Origin of the sequence: Ochrobactrum sp. RH2CCR150 (assembly GCA_014138095.1) — a bacterium.
Classification (GTDB): Bacteria; Pseudomonadota; Alphaproteobacteria; order Rhizobiales; family Rhizobiaceae; genus Brucella; species Brucella gambitense.
The window spans coordinates 76,416-97,803 of sequence record JACGXE010000012.1; the positions used below are offsets into that span (position 1 = coordinate 76,416).

Consider the following 21,388-nt stretch of genomic DNA (forward strand, 5'->3'; position numbering starts at 1 on the left):
TTTGAAACAAGCTCAAATGCTATTATGCGGTTCCGCTATCCGAAACGGAAAGCGCCCGGTCACGCCATGCGCTGACGGCGGTACCCTGTGTCTGATTTTCGACGACGATGTGATGGCCTTCATAAATGCCGGAAGCAACCCACTGCTTCGCCGCTTTCTGATACACATCGATCGTAATTCCGAGTTGGTCTACCTTGGCTTGTGACAGCATGTATTCCCTCATGAATGGTGAATATGAAAAGTGAAGTTGGAATATATAATCGATTTGACGACAGTCTGATGTCACATTTTCGCTACCGGACTGTAATTTTCATAAAACACAATATTTTGAACAGCTTATGGCTGTATAAGCCCACATCGGGTTAATGCGGGTTTATTTAGAAGAATTACCATGTTTACTTAATTGATTTATACTTGATGCTGAATTCAATTTGCTTCTGCATCAAGCTGAAACATGACAAACTGAGTAAATTGTTCCGGATTGAAATTATTATCAGAAGCGATGACCACCGTTTTACGTCCGCCGATTGTCGGCCCAAAGGTGACCGACTCAATATTATCGATGTCGAGGCCGAAATCACCTTCCCCCAGCCGCAGGACAGCTTCCTTGGCCATCGGCGTTAGCGAGGCATCCTTGAGTGTCGCCATGCCGCTGATATCGGTCGCCCCGGCAAAACGTGCGCGGTAGAAATTGATCTGACTGCCGACGCCATGCGCATATGAGCGTTCGACCGTCAGCAGATCATCGCCCCAGGCGAGAAATTCCGACATGCCGTTGTCGTTCCAATAGGGCAGCTTGGTCGCCTTGGTGAAGATCGGCCCCGTATCATAGGCATATTCCGCCTTCACCGCGCCGGACAGAATATCGAAAGCGAGGATGCGGGCGCGGCTGCCTTTTTCCAGCGTTGCCTTGTCACCATCCTGAAGCAGCGCATTTTCCAGCCCGACAAGCAGCGTTTTGCCATCCGGCGAAAAGGTCAGGCTTTCAAAAGACAGATTGTCGCGAATGCCGCGCGTGCCATCGGCATTCGGGATGTAATAATCGGGCAAGGCAAATTCACGGATCAGGCTGCCATCGATGCGTGATTCCCGCACGGCGGGTTTGCCGTTGCGGTCGCCTTCGCTGGTCCAGAACAGCGTTCCGGTGCCCGCATGAAAACGAATGGATTCCGGATCGACATCCTTGATCGCGAAGGGCTTGCCCTCGGCATTCAACAACGTGACGGTGGAGAGGATATCGACGCTGTGCAGCCCCTTTTCGTCAGCAACAATCTTGAGCGTATAGAACCGGGCTGGTGCCTTTTCGGAACGGTCGTCGGAAATGGCGTAGTAGATGTCATGCGCCGCATCATAGTCGAGACCGGATATGCCGCCGAACTCGACGCCTGCAATTTGTAGGCCGGTTGGCAGCACGATCTCCCCAAGCAGCGTGGGCTTTTTGAAATCCTGCGCGAAGGCCGCAGTCGTCAAAGAAACAACGGCGCAAAATGCTGCAACAAAAAGCGGAGACTTCATCAAACGCACCTTGGCCGGTTCACAAACAGAAAGCCTATCTGATAGCGGCAAGATTTGAAGCGTTCATGACGGTGACATTTTCCGCCTTGCAACGGGACGCATTTCCAGCAAAAGTATGGAATGGTTTTGTGTTTTCATAGGCGTAAAAACAAATAGTTAGCAATAGATTATGCGTTGTTTGTCTGGGTAGAACAACTAAGAGGCCCGCCATGGAACAGCCCGATTACGACCGCGCATTCGGCGAGATTATCCGCTGGCTGAAGCAGGAAGGGTTGATCCTGCAAACCGATCTTGAGGGCAATACGGAGCTTTCCACCCGTGCCGAACGCATCGGCCGCAAAAGGCGGCGCGAGGCGGCGGCAACACAAGAATAAACCCACATCATAAATCGGGGGAGTTGAGATGCGGCACAAGGGTCTGCTGGAATTCGGGCGGAATCGGACGCTCTATGGACTTTTCCTGTTCTGCGCGGTCTGCGCCATCGCGGGCAGTCTGCTGAGCTATAATGGCGAGACCTCTTTCTGGCGCTGGCTGCATTATCTCACCAAGCCGACCGCAACGCTGTTCCTGCTGGCGGCAGTGCTCTGTTCCGGCAAGCCGCGCTCGAAATCCTATGGCTTTGCCGTGGCCTTCGGCCTTGCCCTCGCGGCCCTTGGCGACTTTTTCCTGATGCTGCCCGGCGACTATTTCATGGCCGGGCTGATCTGCTTTCTCATCACCCATTGCGCCTATATTTACGCCCTGTCGCGCCATACCCGCTTTGCACAGAACAAGGGCGCCTTCGTCGTCTTCTCGCTTGCGGCATTTGCGGTGATTACCGGCCTTTGGACGGCACTGCCGGGGGCCATGAAAATCCCCGTCATCATCTATGCCGCGGCTCTCGGCGTCATGGCCGCGCAGGCTTTCAGCCGGGCAACCGGCACGGAACCGGAAACACCGCAACACTATGCCGCCTGGCTGGCGGCACTGGGCGGTGTGTGTTTCATGGTCAGCGACACGCTGCTGGCCTATGACCGGTTTCGCTTCGATATTCCGCTGAGCGGGTTCTGGGTGCTCGCCACCTATTATGTGGCGCAGTTCCTGTTCGCCCGGTCGACGGAGGATTTCACCCATGAACGATAATCTCGACGCGGCTTTCGCCCGTCTGCGTCAGTCATGGCTGGATCATCGCCCGCCCTATGAGCAGCGCATCGATGATCTCAAGCGCCTGCGCGCTGGCCTGGCGGCCCGGCTTGACGACATGGCGAAGGCGATCAGCGCCGATTTTGGAAACCGCTCCGCTCATGAAACCCTGCTTGGCGAAGCCAGCGTGGTCTTTGCCGAAATCGATGATGCGCTGCATCATCTCAAGCGCTGGATGAAGCCGAAACGCCGCAAGGCGGGCTGGAAATTATGGCCGGCGAAAGCAGAGCTTCGCTTCGTGCCACTGGGTGTCGTGGGCGTCATCGCGCCGTGGAACTATCCGGTCAATCTGGCGCTCGCACCGCTGGTGGCCGCCATTGCGGCAGGCAATCATGTTCTGATCAAACCGTCCGAACACATGCCGCAAACGGCAGCCTTTCTGCACAAGCTCATCAGCACGGTCTTTCCGGACAATCGTGTTGCCGTGGTGCAAGGCGATGCAGCCCTTTCGGCCCGCTTTGCCAGCCTGCCTTTCGACCATCTGTTCTTTACCGGTTCCACCGCCGTCGGGCGCAAGATCATGGCAGCGGCAGCGGCCAATCTGACGCCCGTGACTCTGGAACTTGGCGGCAAGTCTCCGGCCATTGTCAGCGAAAACGCCAATCTGGTTCGGGCCGCACGCGCCATCGCAAACGGCAAGTTCTTCAATGCCGGACAGACCTGCATCGCGCCGGATTATGTACTGATCCACCACAGCAAACGCGACGCGTTCATAGCCCTGCTGCGCGCGGAAATGCAGGCTCGTTTTGGCGGCGCGTCCGCAGATCCAGACCGCACCACCATCATCAACGATGCGCAGTTGCAGCGGCTAACCGGCCTGCTGGCCGATGCGAAGGACAAGAGCGAAGGCATCGTCGAGCTGCTCGCGCCATCGACCGAACCGCGCCTCATGACGCCGACGCTCATTCTTGAGCCGCAAGCGACCAGCGCCATCATGGCGGAAGAGATTTTCGGCCCGCTACTGCCGATCATCAGCTATCGCTCGACCGATGACGCCATTGCCCATGTGCTTGGTTATGACCGCCCGCTGGCGCTATATTGTTTCAGCGAGAATACAGCCGAGATCGAGACGATCCTCGCCCATGTGGTCGCAGGCGGGGTCTGCATCAACGACACGCTCTACCATTTTGCCTGCACCAGCCTGCCCTTCGGTGGCGTCGGCGCGAGCGGCATGGGCCAGTATCACGGTTATGACGGGTTCCTGACCTTTTCCAAGGCCATGCCGATACTGACGAAATATGCGCCTGCCCCAAGCGACCTCATCAAGCCGCCCTATCGCGGCCTGACCGACAGGCTGGTTCGTTTCATTGCCCGTTGAACATCTGCCCTAAACACTCAATTGTGCTTAGCCGCTCTGTTCAAATTGCATAGCAAACTATCTATATAGAAGAGTATAGATTTGAAATATTGATCTTGAACTGACGACCTTACGGGTGAAAAGGGTGCAGAAGAAAAAGGAAGCAAACCGGATATCGAAGTCGATCCTGACGGCGATCCGCAACAGGCCGGGTTTCAGGCCTCTCAACGCCAATATCACTGGCGGTGATATTGTTATTGCATCCTATAATGTTCACAAATGCATCGGCATCGACAAGCAGTTCAATCCGCAGCGCACCGCAGATGTCATCAGCGAAATCGACGCGGACGTTATAGCGTTGCAGGAAGCCGACAAGCGTTTCGGTGAACGGTCAGGGCTTCTCGATCTTGGCCTGCTGGAACGCCGCCACGGCCTCATTCCCGTCCCCATCACCTCCACAATGCCCAAGGGGCATGGCTGGCATGGCAATGTGCTGCTGTTTCGCGAGGGCATTGTCCGCAATGTGCAACAGCTGAAACTGCCCGGCGTGGAACCACGCGGCGCGCTTGTCGCCGACCTGCAATTTCCGGCGGGACCGTTGCGCGTGATTGCCGCGCATCTTGGGCTTTTGAAACGCTCCCGCGAGCAGCAGGCGGAAAGCATCCTCACCGCCTTGCAGGAAGCCGACACGCTGCCGACGCTGTTGATCGGCGATCTCAATGAATGGCGCATCGGCAAGCGTTCCTCGCTCGCCGCGCTCATGCCGACCTTCAACCATGTTGCAACGGCGGTACCGAGCTTTCCGTCACGTTTTCCGGTCTTCGCGCTCGACCGGGTGATGGGCGCGCCGCATAATCTCGTGACATCGGTGGAGGTTCACAACACGCCGCTGGCGCGCACGGCCTCGGATCATCTGCCGATCAAGGCGCATCTTGACCTGAAGACCGCCATCGACCTGTTGCACAATCTCAATCCAGAGATACCCGCAAGCAGAACCGGCTCATAGATAGGGCGATCCGAGCCAGATGATCCGGTCGATGAGGCGCACCAGAAACGGGCGGTTCTTGAGACGCGTGAGATTGACCTGACGGCTCTCCTCAATGACCTTGCCGATCCGCTCTTCCACCTGACGCGCCACATCGCGATCCAGAATTTCCAGATCGATCTCGAAATTGAGCCGCAACGAGCGCGGATCGATATTCGACGAGCCGACATAGGACCAGGTGCCGTCAATCGTCATCAGCTTGGAATGGTTGAACGCGCCGCCCGCGCGCCAGATCCGACAGCCATCCTTCAAAAGCTGGTCGAACTGAGCACGCATGGCGCGGTCGACAAGCTTGAGATTATTGACCCCCGGCACCACGATATCCACCGACACGCCGCGCCGCGCCGCCGTAACCAGCGCACTGATCAGTTCGCGGTCCGGCAACAGATAGGGCGACATGATGAGGATATGCTGTTCGGCTATCGAGAAAGCACCCATCATCATGCGATGGTTGGTTTCGACATTCTTGTCGGGGCCGGAGCCGACCACGCGCACCAGCGTACCTGTACCCGGCGGGCTTTCGGGTGCGGCAATGCGCCATGCGTCACCGGTCAGCAATTCACCTGTTGCAAATCGCCAGTCCTCGGAAGCGATGTGGAACAGATCGGCAATGGCCGGTCCTTCCAGCCGGAAATGCGTATCGATTGCCACCGCATCGCCAGCAATCGCCCGCACGAAACCGGCGCGGATATTCATGCCGCCTGTAAAGCCATATCGCCCGTCCACGACAAGGATTTTGCGGTGAGTGCGCAGATTGGCATAAGGCAGGCGCAGTCCGATGATGATGTTGCCGTTGAAGACATCGACCGTCACGCCATTTTCCTTGAGCAGGCTCACAATGCTCGGGATGGAGTAACGCGCGCCGACCGCATCGATCAGAACCCGCACTTCCACACCGCGCTTGACGGCTGCGCCCAGCGCTTCGGCAAACTGGATGCCGATGGCGTCGCGGTCGAAAATATAGGTTTCCAGCAAGATGCTGCGCTCCGCCTTGCCGATGGCTTCCAGCATGGCGGCATAGGCCTCGTCGCCGGTTTCCAGCATTTCGATACGATTGCCGCTGGTGAAATCATAAAGACTGACGGCATCGCCCAGAATTTTCATCGCGCCGAACTGTCGCCCGAATGCTGCGCGCACGAGGTCGTTGGTCGTGTCGAAATGCGAGAGGTGATAAAGCGCGATATGCCCTTGCGCGCGCTGCTGGGTGAGTGTCGAGCGCCTGATCCGGTTGACGCCCGCAATGGCATAGACCACCGCCCCGACAATGGGCGACAGCACGATCACGCCAACCCAGCCGAGTGCGGTGCGCACTTCGTCCTTGGTCATGGTTGCATGAATGGCCGCTATCGTGCCCAGCACAATCGACAGGACAGCCAGAATATGCGGCCAATAATGGGAAACCAGATCGAACATCGAACAGACTTTTCCAACAACAATTGAGTACCGGGAAACCGGCAGCGCCCCCGCGTCAAGTTCCTGAAATATGTAGCCGATAGAGATTAAAACAGGTGTAACGGCAAAGAGATAGAGCCCAACGGGCCAAAAAAATGCAACCGCCGCGAATTAGTTTATGCGCAAAAACAAAGAGATATGGTCGCCTGCCCCTGAAACAGGCGTGGTTTCAGGGGCCCAACAGGCTGGCCGGATCGGCATGCGCGGCCAAAGCTGGTCAAACGCTCCGCATGCCTTATATTGTTGCGTGGGTTACGAAAATTGGGTCACGACAATTCGAGGGACAAGAGGGTTATTCGATGGCAACGACGAACAAAGATTTCGACAATCCGGTGTTACCGACAGAGCTGACATCCAAGTGGGGATGGTTCGTTGCGCTCGGCGTGGCGCTTCTCATTCTGGGCGGCATTGCCTTCGGCAATCTGGTGCTGGCTACGGTGGTTTCTGTCTACTATGTCGGCATGATGATGCTGATCGCCGGTGTGATCGAAATCATCCATGCTTTCGGTGTGAAGACCTGGGGCCGGTTTTTCTTCTGGCTCCTGAGCGGCCTGCTTTATGCGGCAGCGGGTGTCGTCACCTTCATCAATCCCATTTTGGCGGCAGGCATCCTGACATTCCTGCTGGCGGCAGCCCTTCTCGGCTCCGGCCTTTTCCGCGTCTGGATGGGCTTCAAGTCGAAACCGGCATCCGGCTGGGGCTGGATCGTGGCCGGTGGCGTCATCACCGCGCTGCTCGGCCTCATCATCGCCATTCAATGGCCGGTCAACAGCCTGTTCATCCTCGGCCTTTTCCTGGCCATCGATCTGATTTTCCAGGGCTGGACCTATATTGCCTTCGGTCTCGGCATCAAAAGCCGGTAACAAGCGCAGTCATTTCCTTAAAGCGGCGCGTTCAACGCCGCTTTTTCATGTCTTGCCGGGACTTGTAACGCGGCGCTTGTTGAGATTTTGCCCAATGACTGCTAGATGCAGCGCAACATCTTTGCGGCGCATATTTGCGCGGCCCAACATTTCGCCATCACGAGTTTCTTCATGCCTGCTGACAATCCCGTTTCCAAGCGCCGCACATTCGCGATTATCGCGCACCCGGACGCCGGTAAGACCACGCTGACCGAAAAGCTGCTGCTGTTTGGCGGCGCTATCCAGCTTGCCGGTGAAGTGAAGGCCAAGAAGGATCGCATCCAGACCCGTTCGGACTGGATGAACATCGAACGCGACCGCGGCATCTCGGTCGTCACCTCGGTGATGACCTTCGAATACAAGGACTGCATCTTCAACCTGCTCGATACGCCGGGCCACGAAGACTTCGCAGACGACACCTACCGCACGCTGACCGCTGTCGACAGCGCCGTCATGGTCATCGACGCCGCAAAAGGTATCGAGCCGCGCACGCTGAAGCTGTTCGAAGTCTGCCGCATGCGCGACATTCCCATCGTCACCTTCGTCAACAAGATGGACCGCGAAGCCCGCGATCCGCTCGAAATTCTTGACGAGATCGAAGAAAAGCTGGCGCTCGACACGGCGCCTATCACCTGGCCGATCGGCTCCGGCAAGAGCTTTGCAGGCACATATGACCTGCATAACAATACAATGCGCCGTCAGGACAATGAAGAGCAGCCCACGAAGGTCAGCGGCCCGGAAGAAGCCGCCGCGCTGCTGCCTGAAAACGAGCGTGAAGCCTGGCTGGAAAATACGGAACTGGCGCGCGGCGTCTGCCGTCCGTTTGACCTTGCTTCCTTCCGCGAAGGCCATATGACACCGGTCTATTTTGGTTCGGCGCTGAAGAATTACGGTGTGCGCGATCTGATCGAAGCCTTCTGCGATTTCGGCCCGTCGCCGCGCGACCAGCAGGCCGACACGCGCATGGTCGGTTCCACCGAAGACAAGATGACCGGCTTCGTGTTCAAGATTCAGGCCAATATGGACCCGAACCATCGCGACCGCATCGCCTTTCTGCGCGTTTGCTCGGGCAAGCTGTCACGCGGCATGAAAGCCAAGCTGGTGCGCACCGGCAAACCGATGAGCCTGTCTGCGCCGCAATTCTTCTTTGCCCGTTCGCGCCAGATCGCCGACGAAGCCTTTGCTGGCGACGTGGTCGGCATCCCGAACCATGGAACGCTGCGCATCGGCGACACGTTGACCGAGGGCGAGGATATCCTGTTCCGTGGCGTACCGAACTTCGCGCCGGAAATTCTGCGCCGCGTGCGTCTGGACGATGCGATGAAGGCCAAGAAGCTGCGCGAAGCGCTGCAACAGATGGCCGAAGAAGGCGTCGTGCAGCTGTTCGTGCCCGATGATGGTTCTCCGGCAATTGTCGGTGTCGTTGGCGCGCTCCAGATCGACGTTCTGACCGAACGTCTGAAAGTGGAATATTCGCTGCCGGTCGGCTTTGAAATGTCGCGCTTCTCGGTCTGCCGGTGGATTACGGCAGATGATCCGGCCGAACTCGACCGCTTCATTGCATCTCATCGCGCCGACATTGCGCATGACCTCGACAATGATCCGGTGTTCCTGGCGCAAAACGGCTTTTCGCTCAATTACGAAGCCGAGCGCTGGAAGAACATCCGCTTTGCAACCATCAAGGACTATCAGGTCCGCGACAAGGCATGATGCGGTAATGTTATGACCGATCCTGTTCTGGCTGCTCTCGATCTGCCTGATGCCCTGCTGCATCGGCTTGCCGGTTATAGCAGCCAGCAGGACGTGCTTGGCCGCTCATTTGCCAATGTCCTGCTGCTCGATCATGATGCGCACGAACCGCTTGTTCTGAAAATCGAACCGGCAAGCACGGTCAGCGAACTGGCCGATGAGTGCACCCGGCTTGAGTGGCTTTCCGCGCAGGGCCTGCCCTGCCCTAGGGTCGTCGCTTTTGAAACGATGGCCGACCGCCACTTTCTTCTGATGACGCGCTTGGCCGGGTCCGACCTCGCATCGTCTGTCGGCACTCTTCCGCCGGACCGTATCGTCTCCATTCTCGCAACAGCCTTGAAGGCGCTGCACAGCGTCGACCCTGCGGCCTGTCCATTCGACCATCGGCTGGAACACCGCATTGAACATGCACGCAAGCGCGTGGAAGCGGGTGCGGTCGATGAAGATGATTTCGATGATGAGCGCGAAGGCCGCAGCGCCGAAGATCTTTTCTCCGAACTATGCCGCCTGAAACCGTCGCAGGAAGATCTCGTCGTCACCCATGGTGACGCCTGCCTGCCAAATTTCATGGCCAGCGACGGCGCATTCACTGGTTTTATCGACTGCGGCAGGCTTGGCCTTGCAGACCGCCATCAGGATCTGGGACTCGCCTGCTGGAGCATCCGCTATAATCTCGGCGACGAGTGGGTGAAACCCTTCCTCGACCTCTATGGCGCAACGACCATCGATGAAGCGAAAATCACCTATTACCGTCTGCTGGACGAGTTCTTCTAGGCAGACAGCTTCATTATTTCGTGTCGAGCAGCCGTTCGGCGATCTTCGCGGCCAGCTTTTCGGCCACCTCGCCTTTGCTCATTTCGGGCCATTCCTCGATGCCGGAACGGCTTAAAATCCGCACGCGGTTGTGGTCGCCGCCCATGACGCTGCTGCCATCCAAGCCATAGGACACATCGTTGGCGACGATCCAGTCGGCGCCCTTTTTCGCAAGTTTGGCTCTCGCATTTTCGGCCACATCCTGCGTTTCAGCCGCAAAGCCGACCACCAGACCGGGACGCTTGTCGCTATGGCCAACACCGGCCAGAATGTCGGGGTTTTCGACCATGGCAAGCGTGGGAGCGCCTTCTCCGGGCTTCTTCTTGATCTTCTGTCCGGCTTCATTGGCGGTGCGCCAATCGGCAACGGCCGCCACCATGATTGCCGCATCGGCGGGCAGATGCAGCTCCACAGCAGCCTGCATTTCCCGCGCCGTCTCGACTTGAATGACATCGACGCCTTCGGGATCGGCAATCGTGACCGGACCGGACACCAGATGCACCGTGGCACCCAACCGCGCCAGAGCAGCGGCGATGGCGTGGCCCTGCTTGCCCGACGAGCGGTTGGCGATGTAGCGGACCGGGTCGATCGGCTCATGCGTTGGCCCGGATGTCATGACGATGGATTTTCCGGCCAGCGGCAGTGCGCGCGGCACCAGCAGCGTTTCCACAGCCGCCACGATGGCCAGCGGCTCGCTCATCCGGCCTGTTCCCGCCTCGCCGCTTTCCGCCATTTCGCCCTTCTCGGGACCGATGAAATGCACGCCGTCCTTTTCCAGTGTCAGACGGTTGCGGCGGGTCGCCGGGTTGTCCCACATGGCCGGGTTCATGGCAGGCGCAATCAACACCGGAACCTTGCGCGCCAGCAGAACGGCACTGGCCAGATCGTCGGCCAGACCATTGGCCATCTTGGCCATCAGGTCAGCGGTCGCAGGTGCAACCACGATCAGATCGGCATCGCGCGCCAGCCTGATGTGCCCGACATCCTGCTCATCTTCCCGCGAAAACAGATCGGTAAAGACATGATCGGCGGAAACCGCGCCGATGGTCAGCGGCGTTACAAATTGCTGTGCAGCAGCCGTCATCAAGGGGCGAACCTGTGCGCCACGCTCGCGCAAACGACGGATCAGGTCGGGCGTCTTATAGGCAGCAATACCGCCACCAATGATGAGCAGAACGCGCTTGCCCGTAAGTGACGCACCAACTTTACCCAGACCAGCAGGCGCAGGCGTAACCTGCGCCGCTTCCTCCAGTGCGGTCAGAAGAAGCCGCGCTTCCTCTTCCATGGAACGCCCGTTGCGCGCAGCGCGCACACGCAGCTTTTCCTTGGCGGCATCGTCGAGATTGCGGATAGTGATACTGGCCATTTGATTGCACCGGCTTATTGCAAGTGCAATCAATGAAATCACTTTATTGACTGCTTGTCACTTCAAAAGTGCGATTACAGCCAGATATAGAGCTTGATCGCGATCGCAGCGAGCGCAATTGCAATCACCACCTGCGCGATGCGGCCCCAGCGCGAATGCTTGGCTTCGGCGCGACCAATGGCTTCCGCCGTGGCCGCATCAAAGCGCAAGCCGTTGGCAGCCATATCATCCAGCGCAACCGAAACGCGTTCAACACGCGCCACCAGTTCCGGCGTCTTGCGGGTGAAATGCAGCAGCGCATAGGCGCTGTCCTTCGCGTCGAGCAGCATGCCCTGGGGGCCCAGGTTTTTGCGGATCCAGTCGCCGACAACAGGCTCAGCCGCCTTCCACATATTGAAATGCGGATCGAGCGTGCGCGACACGCCTTCAACCACAACCATGGTTTTCTGGAGCATCAGGAGTTCCGGCCGGGTCTCCATGTCGAAAAGCTCGGTCACTTCGAACAGCAGCGTCAAAAGCTTGGCCATGGAAATGGTTTCCGCCGGCTGGCCGTGGATTGGCTCCCCGATGGCGCGAATGGCCTGCGCAAAGCTTGCCACGTCGTGGGTGTGCGGCACATAGCCTGCTTCGAAATGCACTTCCGCCACGCGCATATAATCGCGCGTGATGAAGCCATAGAGAATTTCTGCCAGGAAGCGGCGCTGCTGCTTGTTGAGCCGTCCGGTGATGCCAAAATCGACCGCAACGATGATACCTTGCGGATCGACGAACAGATTGCCCGGATGCATGTCGGCATGGAAAAAACCGTCGCGCAGCGTGTGGCGCAGGAAAGACTGGATCAGCGTTTCGGCAAGCTTCTTCAGATCGAAGCCAGCGGCAGCCAGCGTCGAAATATCCGACATCTTGGTGCCATCGATCCATTCCAGCGTCAGCACATCGCGACCGGTGCGCTCCCAGTCGACCTGCGGAACGCGGAAACCTTCATCGCCCTTGATGTTTTCGGCAATCTCGGAAAGCGCTGCCGCTTCCAGTCGCAGATCCATCTCGATGCGGGTGGTCTGCTGCAACGTCTCGACAACCTGAACCGGACGCAGGCGGCGCGTGAAAGGCACATGGCGCTCCTGCATACGCGCAACCATGTAGAAGCCTTCAAGATCGCGGGCGAAACGCTGGCGGACGCCGGGGCGGATCACCTTGACCGCAACCTTCGTCGGCCTGCCGTCCTTCATGACTTCGGCCGGATGCACCTGCGCCATCGACGCCGCCGCTATCGGCGCATCGAAATGCAAGTAGAGATCGTCGATCTTGCGACCGAGCGAACCTTCAATACCCGCAACCGCATCAGCCTGCGGAAAATAATCGAGACGATCCTGCAATAGCTCCAGATCGGCAGCCACATCGCGCCCGACAATATCGGGGCGGGTCGCCAGAAACTGGCCAAGCTTCACATAGGATGGGCCAAGCTTGTTCATCGCCCGGGACATACGCTCGGAACGCTGCATGTGTCGCGCACGCGGACGCGCCAGCATGCCCGCAATCTTGTGGCCGAAAGCCGGAAGACCGGAAAGCCCTTCCACGGGAAGCGCACTGATCACGCCTTCACGCGTCAAAATCCATCCGGCGCGCGCCAGCCGGAAAGCGGCGGAAAGATTACTCATGCGATAAAGCCCGCCCCAGCACACCGGCCCGAATTCATGACAGGCATGATCACAGCTTCCAGCCCGAATGCAGCGCCGCAATACCGCCGGTGAAATTGCGATAGCTCACGCGCTCGAAACCGGCGGTTTCGATCATGGCGGCGAAATCCTGCTGCTTGGGGAATTTGCGGATCGATTCGACCAGATAGCTGTAGGAATCCGCATCACCGGTAATCATCTTGCCGATGCGCGGAATGGCCTGAAACGACCACTGGTCATAGACCTTGTCGAGGATCGGCAGTTCGACCTCGGAAAATTCGAGACACATGAACCGGCCACCCGGCTTCAGCACGCGATAGGCTTCCGACAGGGCCTTGTCGATATGCGGCACGTTGCGAATGCCAAAGGCAATCGTATAGGCGTCGAAACTGTTATCCTCGAAGGGCAGTTCCTCGGCATTGGCTTCAACGAATTCGAGATTGTCGGCAAGGCCCTTCTTGATCGCGCGTTCGCGACCGACACCCAGCATCGAGCCATTAATGTCGAGAATGGTCACATGCGCCTGACGGCCCGAAGCCTCGACAATGCGAAAGGCGATATCGCCAGTGCCGCCGGCCACATCCAGCGATGTCCAGCCCGGACGCTTGGATGGCGCAAGCCAGGCGATCATCGCATCTTTCCAGACGCGGTGCATGCCTGCCGACATGAGATCGTTCATCACGTCGTATTTGTTGGCGACCTTATGGAAAACGTCGTTTACCAGAGTCTGCTTATCGTTTTCGTCAACCGCCTGGAAGCCGAATGAATGCTCCATGCCGCCTTTTGCGCCCACGCGGTCCGCATTGCCGTTCTGCTGGCTCATAGCTCATCCTGCTTTTGAATAGTCTGACGAAAACGATTTTCGGTTATGCATATAAAGCTTGTGCCGAACGATACAAGCACAGACGTTTTATCACTACCCCTTTTGTGATCATGACCCTTAAACGAGCTTGCACCGGCGTTGAAAAATGGCCAAAGAGACATAAAACTGTGCGTGTGCGCTTGCCACGCGTTTTCTCCGGCGCAATCTGCCGCTAAAGTTCAAAACGATAACAAGAAAAGTGGAAAGATCATGGGCGTTACAGTCGTCAGCCATCCGCTTGTCCAGCACAAGCTCACCCTCATGCGCAAGCGCGAGACTTCCACGGCCAGCTTCCGGCGGCTTCTCAAAGAAATTTCGCTGTTGCTTTGCTATGAAGTGACGCGCGATCTCGAACTCACCACCATGGAGATCGAGACCCCGCTTATGCCGATGGAAGCGCCGATCCTTGAAGGCAAGAAGCTGGTCTTCGCTTCGATCCTGCGCGCAGGCAACGGCCTTCTGGAAGGCATGCTCGATCTGGTGCCCGCAGCCCGCGTTGCCCATATCGGCCTCTACCGCGACCACGACACGTTGCAGCCGGTTGAATATTACTTCAAAGCGCCGGAAGACATCGTCAATCGTCTTATCATCGTGGTCGATCCGATGCTTGCCACCGCGAATTCGGCCATTGCCGCCATCGACAAGCTGAAGGAACGCGGCGCGACCAATATCCGCTTCCTGTGCCTGCTGGCAGCGCCTGAAGGCATCGAGCGTTTCGTCAAGGCCCATCCGGATGTGGATGTTTACACTGCCTCGATCGACGAGCGCCTCGACGAAAAGGGCTATATCGTTCCGGGCCTCGGCGATGCGGGCGACCGCATGTACGGCACGAAATAAGCTAGAGCATTTCCAGCAAAAGTGCGTAGCGGTTTTGCGTAGGATAATGCGTAAAAACAAAAAGTTAGAGCGGTTCCACGATTCGTTTTAACCGGAACCGCTCTAAAACGTAACCAGACAGTAATCCGCGCCGGATACTCTCGTTTTTGTAGCGGGGTAAGCATGGCGCGGATTTTCTTTATTGTTCTGATGCTGGCGGGATTAGCCACGGCCTTTCCGATTCTCTTCGAGAGATTCCAGTCGGCAACCGTCGAGCAAGCCGCGACGGCAACACCCTCTGCAACATCCTCACAAAACCCTTCCGCCTATAGCGGACGTCGCGCGCAGATTACGCCCGACAGCCGCGGGCATTTCATCACCGATATCCGTTTCAACGGCCAGAATCTGCGCGGGATGATCGATACGGGCGCAAGCTCGGTTGCCATCAATGCCAGCACTGCCCGACGCATCGGCATTTCGCTACGGCCCGACGATTTTCGTTATCGCGTTTCGACAGCCAATGGCGAAACACCGGCGGCGCGCGCTGTGCTCAGCAGCGTGGAAATCGGGCGCATTCGCGTGGAAAATGTCGAGGCGCTCGTGCTGCGCGACGAAGCGCTTTCCGATATCCTGCTTGGCATGAGTTTTCTCAAGCGCCTGCGCCATTATGAAGTGGCAAATGGCGCGCTGATCCTCACGCAGTGACATGTTTCTCTGCTGGCACTACAGTCACATTCTTCGTGATGCCGGGCTGCAACGAGCAATTTCCTGTGCTCCGGTGCTCACGTACCCAAAAGTACGCTCCGCTCCGGTGCTCGAAAATCACTCGTTTCGCCACGGCCTGACGAATTTGCAACTGTAGTGCTAGGATGCATGCTTCAGATTCTTGACATGACGGAACCCAACCATGACCGCGGACCAACGCCTGACCGAGCTCGAAATTCGCGTCGCCGAACAGGAAAAGACCATCGACGAACTGTCGTCCGTGCTGGCCGAGCAATGGAAGCTCATCGACCAGCTTTCCAAGAAACTCGGCGCGCTGACCGACCGCTTTCTCGAACTGGAAGAACAGACCGCGCCCGACGTGCCTGTCACCAAACCTCCGCACTGGTAAGATCATGCTTGAAATCATCGATCTAGCCGACCGCCCCGACCTCATCCCCGCCTGTGCCACATGGAATTTTGGCGAATGGGGCGAATTCTGCGGCGGAACGCTGGAACAGACCATCACAGACTTCCACAATCTCGTGCAGGCCAATGATGGGCAGATCGCACGCATCGCGCTTTTTGATGGGGAGCTGGCAGGCACTGCGCTTCTGATCGACAATGATCTGGAAACGCACCCGCATCTGAAGCCATGGGTGGCCAGCGTGTTCGTTTCGCCCGACTATCGCGGTCGGGGCATCGCCAAAAGCCTTGTTGGCGCCATCGAAAAGGCTGCCGCAGAACTTGGCCACGACGAGGCCTATCTCTATACGGACAAGCCCGACCTCTACCGGCAGATCGGCTGGGTGGATTTCGAAAAACTCGACGGCCACTATGCCGGCATGCTGATCATGAAAAAGAAAATCGCGCGATAATCCGCGCGATTCTTTTCTTCGAAACGGCTTTATTGTGCCAGCGGGATCGGGCAGCTCACACCAGTTCCGCGCAGACCGCAATATCCGTTCGGATTCTTCGCCAGATATTGCTGGTGGTAATCCTCGGCATAATAGAACACCGGCGCATCTTCGATTTCGGTGGTGATCGGGCCGAGACCGCGCCCTGCCAGCGCTTTCCCATAAGCATCGCGGCTCTTTTCAACCGCCGCCCGATCCGCGTCATCAAAAGTGTAGATGACCGAACGATAGGTCGTGCCGATATCGTTGCCCTGTCGCATGCCCTGCGTCGGATCATGCTCTTCCCAGAACAGGGTCAGCAATTCATCAAGGCTCACGATTTTCGGATCATAGACCACCAGCACCACTTCGGCATGGCCGGTCAGTCCCGTGCAGGTTTCTTCATAGGTCGGGTTGGGCGTCATGCCGCCCGCATAACCCACTGCAGTCACATAGACGCCCGGCACCTGCCAGAACAGCCGTTCCGCGCCCCAGAAGCAGCCCATGCCGAATAGGATCTGCTTGCAACCTTCCGGCCACGGGCCCTTCAACGGATGGCCCGAGACGAAATGCGTCGCGGACATTGGAAGCGCTGTTGCGCGACCCGGCAAAGCCTCGTCCGTGGAGGGCATCTGTACCTTCTTGCGATAGCTGTCGAGGAAACTCATAGATTTCTACCTCCTGTAGCCCTGTGGCGGAATCGACGGTCAGGCAGTGAAGCGCCCCAGGGGACGTCCGCGCCGATGACCAATCACATAGAACAACAATGCGAGCACGCCGAAGAAGAGCCATCCGGGCTGCCCGAGCGCTGGAACACAGACCGCGTTCCAGAATGTAGCTCCTATATAGTGCGTCACGAACGATTCTACATCGGCCAGCGTTTCCGGCGCGTTGCGCGCCCACATGGAAAGCAGCGGTTTGGCAACCAGCTTCGACGCACCGACCGAGCGGGCGCCATCGAGAATGGCGAAAATGACCGCCAATGCCAGAAAAACAACCGCGAAACTACGCAATACAAATCGGATCACGATTCCCTGCCCCAGACCTTCAGGCACATATTCAAGCGCGTCGGGTGCGTCCCGACATCGCCGACCTGTCCCTTTTCATACCGCCAAATCCTGACTTAAGGAAGGCGCCGCCCCTCAAACCTTCGTGCAACGAAATAATGCGTTCAAATATATTCTTTAAAAACAATATGTTAAAAGGGGACCGAGACTCTTTGCACAGGTTCGGCAGATTTGGCGTAAAAACTTGCAAAGAGCTATTGATCATATGCGTATTCTGGCTATATTGCGCGCCGCTACCGTATGTTGGCGAATAACCAGCGCCAGACAAAATGCGGTAACTCGTTTGCAGTCAGATTTCACCGTGAAACGCGGTTTTCCCCCGACAGCAAGGCAGACGGAGAGGTGGCCGAGTGGTTGAAGGCGCACGCCTGGAACGCGTGTATACGGGAAACCGTATCGAGGGTTCGAATCCCTCTCTCTCCGCCATTTAATCCCCGGAATTCAGAAACATCGACGAAACGCTCTGAGACACTCAGGTCGGCTGATCGTGCTGCTTGATTCCCGTGAGCCGTGGCCCACGGGGTCTCGTTACTGATCGACCTCCGTTGGAGGTAATCAGATAGGGCCTTCTTCCTTCAGCGCCTTCTGCGCTGCCGGGCGCGCCATGACACGTTCACGCAAGGCAAGCGCCTTCGGATAAGCGCTGAGATCGACTTGCATCACCAAGCCCCAGCCAATCACGACAGACGCATAAACGTCGGCCTGCGACAGTTCTTCGCCCAGCCAATAGTTATGGCCATCTACCAGCATGGCTTCAAGCTGGCCCATGCGACGGTTGACATTGGCAAGCACGCCCACCTTGGCTTCTTCGGTCAAGTTCGGCGTGAACAATCCGCCGAAGGCCGTGTGCAGGTCGCTGCAGAAGCCGAGTGCTTCCTGCAACCGTGCGCGTTCCATCGTGCCATAGGCAGGCTTGAACGACGCGACATCCGAATGATCGCCGATATATTGCAGGATGGCTGCGTTCTGGGTGATCACCACGCCCGGCTCGAGTTCCAGAGCCGGAACTGCGCCACGCGGATTGACCGTCAGGTACTCGGCGCCGCTTTCGGTAACCTTGGTTTTCAGGTCCACGGCTTCAAACGTGTAAGGCAGGCCGGCTTCGCTGAGAACAATATGCGGTGCGAGCGAACAGGCACCGGCTTTATAATAGAGCTTCACTGAGGATATCTCCGAAGAATTGCAACGCGGGATTTCTATCAATTCCCGCAGCCCCTGCAATATTGTTGGGGGCAATTTTTCGTGTACTCAGCCGATGCCGGAAATTCTTTGCCGAAAAGCGTCGCGATCAGAAAAGCGAAGCAATGCGCGCAGGCTTGGAGGATGACATCCGGGGCACCACGACCAGCTTGTTGAACTCGCCGCGTTTGAAGGCGCGCAGGAAGCGCGGATAATCCCGGAACACCACGCAACCATTGGAATCGCCGTTGCGACCCAGCATGAATGTATGCGCCAGAAGCCCGTCGCGATTATAGCGATTGTTGCCGTCGGCTGGCGTCAGGCGGATCGCCTCAACGCCGTGGAAAAGCGCTTCACGCATGCGCAGATTATAGCTGTGCGGCGGCGTGGGGCCACGGTTCTTCTGGTTCGCATAGGTGGGATTGTCACGCATGCGACCGATCCCGGAATGAGCTTCGAGCTTTTCGCCGCTCGGCAAATAGACGGTCGCGGCGGAAATATCATAGATGGCGACGCGGCTGCGCGCAGCCTGATTGATCAGCGGGCTGAAAAGACCGGGTTCCGGGCTTTCCGTCAGGCCGCTTTCGGGCGCATAGGCAAGCTGTGTCTTGGGATGCATACGCGACGCGCGTAGCGGCGGCTTGGCCCCCGGCAGAGGCACATCATCGGGCACGAACATGTCGCGGTCGGCTTCGTCGTCAGCCGCCATATCCGTCTTCTGGTCAGGGGCTGATTGCGGCAACGGTATTGCATTGCCAACCGGCAGATTGAGCGTGTCACTGCCTTCCGCATCGGTTTCTTCAGCCTGCGACAGGGGCAGAATGCCAGACTGGCTCTGCGGCTGGATCTTGGCGAGTGCGACCAGTGCTGCAGGCGTCTGCGGCGCGCTGGCATAACCAAGCGCAACAGCGCCCGGTATGGCGGCTTTCGCAGCCGCGTCGGCTGCAACCTTTTCGCCCGTCTTGTCGGTTACCGGATCAGCCGAGGCGACCGCAATCTGCTCAGGCAACCGCACGCGATCTGCACGCGGTTCGATCAACGATGCTACATCGACCGACTTTGGCTCGATCACCGAATCCGGACCGATATCGGCAATGATCGGCTGATCATCGTTCATCTTGTTGCGACGCCAGTCGAGGTTGGAATAGGCGGCATCCGCCGTATAGGCCTTGATGAAGCTTTCACGCATTTTGTGCGTCGGGGTGCGGGTCTGGTCGACAAGGGCCAGCGCTTGCGGCATGGCTGCGGGAATGCGCCGTATGACCGGAGCGACAGGCGCAAATGCGGGAATGGCCGTTTCAAGCGTGCCGAGCGCGGTCAGCATCCAGCCGCCAGCGACAAGACCTGTCGCGGCAAATGCCGTCACGCGCAAAACGCCACGCAAACTGAACGGAAGGCCGATACGGCCGCTACGCGGAGCCGCATAGCCATACACTTCTGTTACACACGCCATGATACTAACCCGACTGGAATTCGACTTCGCGGCCCCACTTCGGGCCTCGCCTCGCATGTCAGTTCGGCAAAAAAGCGAACAGGACATGGCAAAGCGGTGGCCGAAGCGAAGCAGTGACCGCATTGGTCGCTTCCAGCATGGCGAATTATGGTAACCAAAGTCTTTACGAACGGCGTGTGACTGATAATTCCTCTCCGAAAGAGGAAAGCTGCATCAGCCCGTCAGGCGAAAAGTGGCTGGCGCATCACTAGATAATTCAGGGAATTCATCACCCTCGGTTACTGTGCGATTGCGCCCGCGATGCTTGCCGCGCATCAGGGCAAGATCGGCGCGAGACACCGTTTGCCATAGCGTTTCGTCGTGACGCAGCATGGCGATGCCGAAACTGCATGTCACATGGCGGTCGCTCGGCAGCGCCGCAAATGCATGGCGACCGACCTGATTGCAGAGCCGCTTGGCAAAGCGTTCGCAGTGCTGGGCGCTGCCCGCAGCCAGCAGAACGAACTCTTCCCCGCCGACACGGCTGACGATCACATCCTGTCCGGCCAGTGCCTGCAGCAGATGCGAAAACTCCACCAGCACACGGTCACCCGTCGCATGGCCCAGCTCATCGTTGATCGCCTTGAAATGATCTATATCCGCAATAATGACGCCATGCGTTGCACCTTGCGCGGCATTTGCCAGTTTGCGTCTTGCGTGGCGTTCCATACCACGCCGGTTGAGAAGACCGGTCAACGGGTCGGCATCGCGTTCATTGCGCAACTTGTCGATAATATCGAGTGCGGCGACGGTCAGAATGAAGAGACCGAGCAGAACTCCCCCCATCGACGCAGCCACCGTCACCCATGACCAATAAGGCAAGGACAGCAATTCTCCGGAGCTGAGCACGTCATCGAGCATGACAATCGTGAAGATGCTGCGCAGAAAGAAATGCGCCGCCAGCAGCGCCAGAACCAGACGCAGCGCCGTTTCGATCCACCGGTCACCTGGCACGCGCCGGGCATGCAGGCAAAGAACCGCGGCTAAAGTTCCAAGACCGACATTGGCCGCGACAACGAGATAGCTGTAGATCGCGCCCTGCCAGGCAAGAAGGCCGACGACCACCAGCGTTGAAACCGTTATCAGCGACGCTGGTACCGGCGGGAACCCCCGCCCGAGCCGCACCATCACTGCCTGACAGAACAGCCAGCCAGCGGCGAGTTGCAGCAGGATCGCCAGAAGAAATGTCTGCCGCAGATCGGGCAGCGGCGGCGAAACCTGCACGAAATGTCCAAGAGAAAATGCCGCGAAGCTCAGGCCGAAAAGCAGCATGTGCTTTCGCCGTCTGTCGAGCACCCACAGGCTCGTCATCGCGACTGCAAACAGCATGATCAGCAGAGAGGGGACAATCTTCACGAGAAACCAGACCATTAATCG

The 21,388-nt window shown here is 57.9% G+C and carries 22 protein-coding genes and 1 tRNA gene; 12 read left to right on the forward strand and 11 right to left on the reverse strand.

Going from position 1 to position 21,388, the window contains the following annotated elements; all coding sequences use genetic code 11:
• Positions 1-22: 22 nt before the first annotated feature.
• On the reverse strand, positions 23-211 hold the full coding sequence (locus tag FHW03_RS20105; protein ID WP_109369667.1) for a hypothetical protein: 189 nt from the start codon (positions 209-211) through the stop codon (positions 23-25).
• Positions 212-426: 215 nt separating this feature from the next.
• Positions 427-1,515, reverse strand: a complete 1,089-nt coding sequence (locus FHW03_RS20110) for an esterase-like activity of phytase family protein (RefSeq protein ID WP_182522240.1) — start codon at positions 1,513-1,515, stop codon at positions 427-429.
• Between the two features lie 209 nt (positions 1,516-1,724).
• Here FHW03_RS20110 and FHW03_RS20115 point away from each other — a divergent pair, with 209 nt between their 5' ends.
• The 4 genes from FHW03_RS20115 (at position 1,725) to FHW03_RS20130 (ending at position 5,000) form a co-directional block, all read left to right on the forward strand.
• Entirely contained in the window at positions 1,725-1,889 is a 165-nt protein-coding gene (locus FHW03_RS20115) for a hypothetical protein (protein WP_162762703.1), read from the forward strand.
• 28 nt (positions 1,890-1,917) lie between these two features.
• Positions 1,918-2,637 carry a lysoplasmalogenase gene (locus FHW03_RS20120; protein WP_078339895.1) on the forward strand — a complete coding sequence of 240 codons (720 nt, stop codon included), beginning with the start codon at positions 1,918-1,920 and terminating at the stop codon, positions 2,635-2,637.
• Positions 2,627-4,015, forward strand: coding sequence for a coniferyl aldehyde dehydrogenase (locus FHW03_RS20125; protein WP_182522241.1), 1,389 nt, complete (start codon positions 2,627-2,629; stop codon positions 4,013-4,015). The genes FHW03_RS20120 and FHW03_RS20125 overlap by 11 nt, the downstream gene beginning before the upstream one ends.
• A gap of 124 nt (positions 4,016-4,139) precedes the next feature.
• Positions 4,140-5,000 (forward strand): endonuclease/exonuclease/phosphatase family protein, encoded by an 861-nt coding sequence (locus FHW03_RS20130; RefSeq protein ID WP_182522242.1) that lies wholly within the window; start codon positions 4,140-4,142, stop codon positions 4,998-5,000.
• Here the strand turns inward: FHW03_RS20130 and cls are convergent.
• Entirely contained in the window at positions 4,995-6,452 is a 1,458-nt protein-coding gene (cls, locus tag FHW03_RS20135; RefSeq protein WP_138787240.1) for a cardiolipin synthase, read from the reverse strand. The two genes, FHW03_RS20130 and cls, sit on opposite strands and share 6 nt — an antisense overlap.
• A 338-nt stretch (positions 6,453-6,790) precedes the next feature.
• Between cls and FHW03_RS20140 the strand changes: the two genes are divergently transcribed.
• From FHW03_RS20140 to FHW03_RS20150, 3 genes are all read left to right on the forward strand, one after another.
• Positions 6,791-7,354, forward strand: a complete 564-nt coding sequence (locus tag FHW03_RS20140) for an HdeD family acid-resistance protein (RefSeq protein WP_182522243.1) — start codon at positions 6,791-6,793, stop codon at positions 7,352-7,354.
• A 171-nt stretch (positions 7,355-7,525) separates the two neighbouring features.
• On the forward strand, positions 7,526-9,103 hold the full coding sequence (locus tag FHW03_RS20145; RefSeq protein WP_182522276.1) for a peptide chain release factor 3: 1,578 nt from the start codon (positions 7,526-7,528) through the stop codon (positions 9,101-9,103).
• A gap of 12 nt (positions 9,104-9,115) precedes the next feature.
• Positions 9,116-9,916, forward strand: a complete 801-nt coding sequence (locus tag FHW03_RS20150; protein WP_182522244.1) for an APH(3')-II family aminoglycoside O-phosphotransferase — start codon at positions 9,116-9,118, stop codon at positions 9,914-9,916.
• 13 nt (positions 9,917-9,929) lie between these two features.
• On the opposite strand, the gene coaBC is transcribed toward FHW03_RS20150, so the two are convergent.
• From coaBC to ubiE, 3 genes are all read right to left on the reverse strand, one after another.
• A complete protein-coding gene (gene coaBC, locus FHW03_RS20155; RefSeq protein ID WP_377515299.1) occupies positions 9,930-11,321 on the reverse strand; it encodes a bifunctional phosphopantothenoylcysteine decarboxylase/phosphopantothenate--cysteine ligase CoaBC in 1,392 nt (463 codons plus the stop codon).
• Between the two features lie 74 nt (positions 11,322-11,395).
• A complete protein-coding gene (gene ubiB / locus FHW03_RS20160; protein ID WP_182522245.1) occupies positions 11,396-12,979 on the reverse strand; it encodes a 2-polyprenylphenol 6-hydroxylase in 1,584 nt (527 codons plus the stop codon).
• A 49-nt stretch (positions 12,980-13,028) separates the two neighbouring features.
• Positions 13,029-13,820 (reverse strand): bifunctional demethylmenaquinone methyltransferase/2-methoxy-6-polyprenyl-1,4-benzoquinol methylase UbiE, encoded by a 792-nt coding sequence (ubiE, locus tag FHW03_RS20165; protein ID WP_182522246.1) that lies wholly within the window; start codon positions 13,818-13,820, stop codon positions 13,029-13,031.
• 249 nt (positions 13,821-14,069) lie between these two features.
• Between ubiE and upp the strand changes: the two genes are divergently transcribed.
• From upp to FHW03_RS20185, 4 genes are all read left to right on the forward strand, one after another.
• Positions 14,070-14,696, forward strand: coding sequence for a uracil phosphoribosyltransferase (gene upp, locus FHW03_RS20170; protein WP_182522247.1), 627 nt, complete (start codon positions 14,070-14,072; stop codon positions 14,694-14,696).
• A gap of 162 nt (positions 14,697-14,858) precedes the next feature.
• Positions 14,859-15,380, forward strand: a complete 522-nt coding sequence (locus tag FHW03_RS20175; protein WP_182522248.1) for a TIGR02281 family clan AA aspartic protease — start codon at positions 14,859-14,861, stop codon at positions 15,378-15,380.
• A gap of 202 nt (positions 15,381-15,582) precedes the next feature.
• Complete coding sequence (locus tag FHW03_RS20180) at positions 15,583-15,789, forward strand: SlyX family protein (RefSeq protein ID WP_078339885.1); 207 nt, start codon at positions 15,583-15,585, stop codon at positions 15,787-15,789.
• A gap of 4 nt (positions 15,790-15,793) precedes the next feature.
• The gene (locus tag FHW03_RS20185; protein ID WP_182522249.1) at positions 15,794-16,255 is read left to right on the forward strand and encodes a GNAT family N-acetyltransferase; all 462 of its coding nucleotides are present in this window, start codon (positions 15,794-15,796) and stop codon (positions 16,253-16,255) included.
• Positions 16,256-16,284: 29 nt separating this feature from the next.
• Here FHW03_RS20185 and msrA read toward each other — a convergent pair whose 3' ends face one another.
• A complete protein-coding gene (gene msrA, locus FHW03_RS20190; protein WP_182522250.1) occupies positions 16,285-16,941 on the reverse strand; it encodes a peptide-methionine (S)-S-oxide reductase MsrA in 657 nt (218 codons plus the stop codon).
• A gap of 39 nt (positions 16,942-16,980) precedes the next feature.
• The gene (locus tag FHW03_RS20195; protein WP_182522251.1) at positions 16,981-17,301 is read right to left on the reverse strand and encodes a hypothetical protein; all 321 of its coding nucleotides are present in this window, start codon (positions 17,299-17,301) and stop codon (positions 16,981-16,983) included.
• A gap of 375 nt (positions 17,302-17,676) precedes the next feature.
• Here FHW03_RS20195 and FHW03_RS20200 point away from each other — a divergent pair.
• Positions 17,677-17,766 (forward strand) — tRNA-Ser (locus FHW03_RS20200).
• A gap of 129 nt (positions 17,767-17,895) precedes the next feature.
• Here FHW03_RS20200 and gst read toward each other — a convergent pair.
• From gst to FHW03_RS20215, 3 genes are all read right to left on the reverse strand, one after another.
• Positions 17,896-18,501, reverse strand: a complete 606-nt coding sequence (gene gst / locus FHW03_RS20205; RefSeq protein WP_182522252.1) for a glutathione transferase — start codon at positions 18,499-18,501, stop codon at positions 17,896-17,898.
• A 127-nt stretch (positions 18,502-18,628) separates the two neighbouring features.
• Positions 18,629-19,972 (reverse strand): DUF2778 domain-containing protein, encoded by a 1,344-nt coding sequence (locus FHW03_RS20210; RefSeq protein ID WP_377515303.1) that lies wholly within the window; start codon positions 19,970-19,972, stop codon positions 18,629-18,631.
• A gap of 213 nt (positions 19,973-20,185) precedes the next feature.
• Positions 20,186-21,382, reverse strand: coding sequence for a diguanylate cyclase domain-containing protein (locus FHW03_RS20215; RefSeq protein ID WP_377515305.1), 1,197 nt, complete (start codon positions 21,380-21,382; stop codon positions 20,186-20,188).
• Positions 21,383-21,388: the final 6 nt, after the last annotated feature.